This is a genomic window from Pseudomonas sp. AL10 (assembly GCF_029960685.1).
Lineage (GTDB): Bacteria > Pseudomonadota > Gammaproteobacteria > Pseudomonadales > Pseudomonadaceae > Aquipseudomonas > Aquipseudomonas lactis.
Map to the genome: position 1 here is coordinate 35968 of NZ_JASBQZ010000043.1, position 6166 is coordinate 42133.

Annotated in this window: 4 protein-coding genes and 1 pseudogene; 3 read left to right on the forward strand and 2 right to left on the reverse strand. The window is 60.2% G+C overall.

The annotated features are described in order from the left end of the window. Positions 1 to 44: 44 nt before the first annotated feature. From QK296_RS25080 to QK296_RS25090, 3 genes are all read left to right on the forward strand, one after another. A complete protein-coding gene (locus tag QK296_RS25080) occupies positions 45 to 1013 on the forward strand; it encodes an AraC family transcriptional regulator (protein ID WP_282391674.1) in 969 nt (322 codons plus the stop codon). Positions 1014 to 1234: 221 nt separating this feature from the next. Continuing rightward, positions 1235 to 1462: a hypothetical protein gene (locus QK296_RS25085; protein ID WP_034135298.1), complete on the forward strand. Its 228-nt coding sequence runs from the start codon at positions 1235 to 1237 to the stop codon at positions 1460 to 1462. Between the two features lie 10 nt (positions 1463 to 1472). Continuing rightward, a complete protein-coding gene (locus QK296_RS25090; protein ID WP_057710116.1) occupies positions 1473 to 2261 on the forward strand; it encodes a hypothetical protein in 789 nt (262 codons plus the stop codon). An 8-nt stretch (positions 2262 to 2269) separates the two neighbouring features. Here the strand turns inward: QK296_RS25090 and tssM are convergent, their stop codons facing one another. Both tssM and QK296_RS25100 read right to left on the reverse strand, forming a co-directional pair. Next, positions 2270 to 5908 carry a type VI secretion system membrane subunit TssM gene (tssM, locus tag QK296_RS25095; RefSeq protein WP_282391677.1) on the reverse strand — a complete coding sequence of 1213 codons (3639 nt, stop codon included), beginning with the start codon at positions 5906 to 5908 and terminating at the stop codon, positions 2270 to 2272. 20 nt (positions 5909 to 5928) lie between these two features. Further along, positions 5929 to 6166, reverse strand: a pseudogene (locus QK296_RS25100) (hypothetical protein); the annotation flags it as partial.

The window sequence follows — 6166 nt, forward strand, 5'->3', positions numbered from 1 at the left end:
TCTATGATCCAAAATCTCTCATTTTTGACTAAAACACCTGAACAATGTCTGCAGAACAGTTTGCTCTTGCCTCGGATCTCATCAACGAGCTGTTGCGCGGCATGCGCCTGCGTGGCGTCGAATACCGGCGTATACAAACCAGTCCGAGTTTCGGTTTGGGCTTCGCTGAAAAACCTGGGCATGCCTGGTTCCACTTCATGGCCGTCGGCAACGCGGTACTGCGAATGGAGGACGGCACCACCTACGCGCTGTCTGCCGGCAACGCCGTGTTCATCTCCCATGGCGCGGCCCATCAACTGTATTCCCATGCGGACGCACCTGTTCAGGACATCGAACGTCTAGACAGCGTCCCCCTCGGTGACACCGTGAGCGCGGTGCACACCGCAACCGATGCCAGCCCAACGCCGAGCACCATTTTGTTCAGTGGTTGTATGGAGTTTGAACTGGGCAGCATCCATGGCCTCGGCAAACTGATGCCGGGCCTGATGTTGATTGATGCCGGCGGCCAGCGCTACCCCGGGCTGGTGCCTATTCTGACCACCATGGAGCGCGAAGTCAGCGCCGCACGTGTGGGCTTCGCCGGTATCCTCGCGCGGTTGGCCGACGTGGTGGCCGCCATGATCGTTCGCGGCTGGGTGGAGTGTGCCTGCGGGAATGCCTCTGGCCTGGTCGCCGCTTTACGCGATCCACGCTTGGCCGGTGCACTGCTAGCGCTCCATCAACAACCGGGCCGCGACTGGACCGTTGCGCAATTGGCAGCGCAATGCAACACCTCACGCTCGGCCTTCGCGGACCGCTTCCAGGTGACGATTGGCATGACGCCGCTGCGCTATGTCACCGAACTGCGAATGCGGCTCGCAAGCCAGTGGCTGACCCTCGAAAGGCTGCCGATCGAAGAGGTAGCACAGCGCTTGGGCTATACATCCCAAGCCGCTTTCAGTCGCGCATTCAAGCGTATTACGGGCAAGACACCGGGGTTAAGTCGCAAGGTGAGGCAGCCCGCTGTTACTTGAAGCTGAGCGCACGTAGTCGACGGTCTGTGCCTCTGAATCATTTAACGCCCGTTACGTCGAGGAATGGGTCACGGCAGTGCACAACCGACTAAAGGACTGTCAAGTATGACAGTAGACGCCTGCAACGCCTCATCTGAGAATGAACGCCACGCGGCGAGAATCCCCAGCCTCTGATACTGGGCCAGCACGTTTGCCGCCAGCACTCGATGAGGGGCTCAGTCATGGAGATCACTGAATGCCGTGCCGCAGACAACGTCATCTTGACACTAAAGCAGCCGATGAACGCGCGACGCACACGCCTGCTGTGCGGTTATCTGCGCCAGATCAATCCGCCGGCCGAGTATTTGATCCTGGTCGAGGAATGGACGGCGCAAGCCCATTACGTGCAGTTCAACCAAATTACAGGGTGCGCGCGCATCACCAAAAAACTGCGGCCACACCCGGCCTGAGCATCTCCTCATGAACTTGCGCCCACGCGCCATCAGCGTAACGCTGGCGATCGGCTTGCTCACTACCATGGGAGTGGCACAGGCAGAACGCGCCCTCATCGAGCCGTCGCAGATACAAGAAGCGATAACGATTGAAACAGCGATCGAGGCTCAAAGTGCCACAGCCGCCCCCACCGACACCGCTTGGTATGCCGTCCTCAAAGGCAGTACGCCCGTCCTCATCACCGCGCCCCACGCCACGAAGCCCTATCGAGAAGGCAGCTATCGTTTTTCCGACGGCGCAGGCACGGCGGCGCTGGCCAAACTGCTCAATACCTTAACCTGCGCAACGGTCATTTATACCCAATACCGCAGCCCATCCGACCCCAACTACTACGACGACAATGCCTTCAAGGCCGAAGTCGCCGAGCTGATCAAACAGCACAAGCCCAAGCTATTGATTGACCTCCACGGCAGCAGCACCTCGCGCCCCTACGATGTCGACTTTGGCACCATGGAAGGGGCGTCGTTGCTGGGCCGCACGGATATCGTCCCTTCCTTGCGCAAAGCGTTGCGCAAGGAAGGGCTTCGCAACTTCTCAGACGACTACTTCCCTGCCGCCAAGCATCATACGCTCACACGATTTGCCTCCTCTCTTGGCGTTCCCAGCGTTCAGCTGGAAATCAACAGCACTTGGCTGCTTCCATCGCAGGGGGATATCTATGCCCAACGTTTCTCCCAATTGCTGCAAGGCCTTACCCGGTACATTCGAAATACAAATGACACTGAAAACGGTGCGTGTCGAGCGGGTGGTGTGTGATCGCTGACTTATGGACGCTCATCGCTGATAGCGGTTGCGGCGACACTTCCAACCTTGCTTGGGTCTCTCTTCGTCTGGCGCTCTTCAAGCAGGGTCCTCGGCAACACAAACCCTTCAAAACTGCGCTGAGTAATCGGGTTATTAGCCTTCTCTGCCCCAATCCGATAACGCATCAACCCATCGGCGACAGAAAAAGTCAGGTCCACGCTGGTGTCGGTGCGGCCATTGAGGTGCCCACGGCTGAGCAGGCGGAACAGCGACCACGGCCCACGATAGCTCAGGCTGGCGGTGTTGCCGGTGCTGTGCACCAGGGTCAGTTGGCTGCCGTTGGTGTTGCCCAGGCTGTTGGGCCAGACCAGCCCGATGCGTTGCGGGGCGCCGTGTTGGTACGGGATAAGCTGGCCGTCGACGCTGAGCATGCTGCTCAGGCGGGTGGCGCTCAGGGCCAGAGGTTCGATGGTGAGTTGCACCGCGAGGTGGCCGCGATGGTTGAAGAAGGTATCGCGGATGCGCTCGATTTTTTTCAGCTGTTCCAGCACATCGCTGCGCACCAGGTAGCCGCCAAGGCTGTCGGAGTAAAGCGCATCGAGGTTGTCTTTGAGGAACACGTTCAGGTACTGATCGTGGAATTGCTGCAAGCGTCCTTGTGGACCGAAGAAGGCCTCGAAATCATCCAGCGACGCATCCTCGCCACTGGCCTTGAACGGATAGCGGCCCGCCAGACGCTCGCGGTAGAAGCTGTAGATTTCGCTGTCCCAGCGTTTCTCCAGCTCGCGCAGAGCGGCAATCACCAGTACCTGAGACGTCTGGTCGGCAAGCTTTTTGACTTGCTGGTTCAGCGGTTCGGGCAGGCCCACGGCAACACGTTGCAGGTTGGCGATGGGGTCGGCGCCGCCCAGGGAGAAGCGGTTAAGCACGGTTTTAAGGGCGGCTTTGCCGGGGTCGGGATTGTCGTGCACGGCTTTGGCGTAGTCATAGACGGCGCTGACCGAGCGCAGGGTTTCTTCGTAGTAAGACGGCTGGTCGCCTCGTGCGTTGATCAGTTCTGAAAGACTGGAGAATGCGCGCCGAATCCCGGCCGCCTGTTGTTGCCCCTCAGACACCTTGTCCAGCTTGAGCGGCGCTTGCCCTTCAGCCAAGGGCACGGTCGGGTAGATCACACTGTTGTCGCGCAGGGTTTCCAGCAAGCGTCGTAGCGGCGCGGCCGGGCCGGTGACTTGCTCCAATACCGCCACACCGTGGCTAAGGTCGTCGAAGTCGGTCACTGCAAACTGGTTCAACGCCCGCCGCCAGCTGTCCACGTAGTCGGCGCTGTACAGGGCGCGGATACGCTGGGTCAGCACGTTGCGGTCTTCGGCGGAGTAGTCCAGACGTTGTCGTTCGCCCAGTACCCACTGGTCGATCATTGCCAGTTCGATGATGCCCTCGGTGCCCGGTTCGAAATAGTCCTTGAAGCCCTTGGCGGTGAGCAGCGGCGGCAATTGCAGGCTGCTGCCCGCTTGATCGGTGTTCAGCGGACGGTAAACGATATCGAATGCCGGGCCGATCTCGTTGCGCAGGTCCAACGGGCGATGCAAACGTTCCAGAGCGTCCTGTTTGAGGCTCATATAGACCCGTTCGGCCATGGGCAACTGGCGCAGTTGCTGCTGCACTTGGGTAATGCGTTCGCGGTAGTGCGGCAGGTCGGCATCGGCGTATTTCAGCGCGTAGCCCAGGTGCCCCATCAGATCAGCCTGCAGCTGGCCCTGACCGGGATAGGCACGCTGCCATTGCTTGGCAACCCACTCTTCGACGATGGCCGCACGGCGGTTGGGGCGCTCTTCGAGCATACGGTACACGCGCAAGGCCGCCAGTTGCTTGTTGCTACCGGCGGGCGCCGCGTTGATGGCGTCGAGCACACCGCTGGCAATCGCCGGCAGGAAGCGCTTGGACAACAGATTCAGGTAGGCTTCGTCCACGGTGGGGCCAATCGCCCTGCCCTGGTACAAGCCCATGTCCGACAGCAACGGCCAGGCTTGGCGGTAGTCGCCATAGACCAGCACCGCATCACGGATCTGGTCTAGGGGCAGCAACAGGTTGCGCCCGGTGGGGTCGACCTTGGCGTCGATATCCCGCTCACTGAACTCCTGGCTCTTGGCCAATACGTTGGCCGCCTTGTCGCGGTTGATATTGAAGTAAAACTGCCAGGTGCCGATGGTCACCAAACATCCCAGGGACGCAACGCTGAACCCCGCGATCAACAGCCGACGCTTGCTGCGGGCCACCTTGATGTTGTCGCCCGCCAGCCCCGCTTCGGGGTAGATCACCCGCTGGAACAGTTGCTGGGCAAAGTAGATGGTCGTGCCACCGGCCGGTTTGACCTCCGGTGGCGGTGGCGGCAGTTGATACGCCTGCCCTGCTTCTTTGATGAAAGCATTGCTCAGAGTGCCCTGCTGCAACACCGAGGAAAAATACAGCCCGCGCACCAACGCGGGTGTGGTGAACCGATCACTGCCAAGCATTTCAGTCAGGAAACCAAACAACGCGCGGCGCAAGCCCGCCATCTGATGCATCAGCGCCTGCAAGCGATCACACTCATCCAACGTGCGCGCCTCCCGGGTGCTGTTGAAAACCTGTTCGCAGAGGCAATCAACAAAGGCTTGATACTGACGCGTCAGCTCCGCCAGCCAGGCATCAAAATCATCCACCGCGTCCAGGCTGAACGTGAAGCCCAGCAGGTCTTCGCGACCACTGCGCGATAACCTGGCGAAGAACTCTTCGAAGCCTTCCAGCAGGTCAAACTTGCTCAGCGTCACGTACACCGGCAAGCGCGTGCCCAATTGCCGCGTCAGCTCAAACAGCCGGGTGCGCAGCAGGTTAGCGTGGGCCTTGCGTTGTTCGGGACGTTGCGCCAACAAGACCTGTATATCAATTACCAGCACTACGCCGTTCAATGCCCGACGGCTGCGGTTACGCGTCAGCCAGTCGAGCAGGTGCGACCAAAGGCGCGCATGAGTGCCGGTGGGCAGCACCGGCTTGAACTTGCCCTGCTGCTCGACGTTTTCAGCCGGTGAATCCGGGTGGCTGAGAAATTCACCCGGTGGGTCAATCAACACCGCCTCGTCCCCGATCCACCAATCCACCGGGTAGGCCAGTTGCTCTTCCTGAGCCCTGACCCCAGCCTTGGTCACATGAGACAACGAAAAGCTCTGGTTGGAGCGGGTGATCAGGCTGGTCTTGCCGGCATTTTCCTCACCGAGCACCAGGTACCACGGCAGTTGATACAGCGAACGACGGCGCTCCATGTTATTCAGCAGGCTGCCCAGGCTGCGGTCCAACGCCCGCTCTTGAGCCTCGATATAAGGCAAGCAAGGGTCGGCTTGCACGGCAGCCTCATGCTGGCGTTCAACCTGCAAACGCTGATAACGCTCGCGCACGCGCCACGCCCAGATCAGCAGCGGCACCACGATCACCGCCACACTGGCCGAGACCCGCATCGCCCACTCGGCCAACGGTTGGCGCTCACGCCACGTCCACTGCGGGCCCAGCCACCAGATGGCGACCAGCAAGAACATCACCCCCAACAGCACCAACACCGGCCATGCCTGGTTGAATTGGCGCAGCACCGGCAGGCCCCAGCGTTTGAGGTAACCCCAGACTGTTTTCATGAATTGCTCCTAACGCTTTTTTAGAGTTCGTTGCTTACACACGGTGAACGCATCCCTGTTGCTCCCGCTGAACCACGCCCAGGGACATGGCTTGGGTTTTCAAAGCTGGCGATGAATTCATGGAGGATGCGTTTGCTTTCAGCAGCCTCCTTGACACGGGGGCCGCGAATGTTGGCCTCAGGGTCCGGTCTGGGCGCGACCGCGCCGTAGCGGATGCGTACGGATTTGAGGATTGCGTCCCACACGGCCATGGCTTCG

Coding starts and splice junctions, on each gene's coding strand:
- QK296_RS25080 (WP_282391674.1), top strand. CDS start 45: ATGTCTGCAGAACAGTTTGCTCTTGCCTCGGATCTCATCAACGAGCTG.
- tssM (WP_282391677.1), bottom strand. CDS start 5,908: ATGAAAACAGTCTGGGGTTACCTCAAACGCTGGGGCCTGCCGGTGCTG.
- QK296_RS25085 (WP_034135298.1), top strand. CDS start 1,235: ATGGAGATCACTGAATGCCGTGCCGCAGACAACGTCATCTTGACACTA.
- QK296_RS25090 (WP_057710116.1), top strand. CDS start 1,473: ATGAACTTGCGCCCACGCGCCATCAGCGTAACGCTGGCGATCGGCTTG.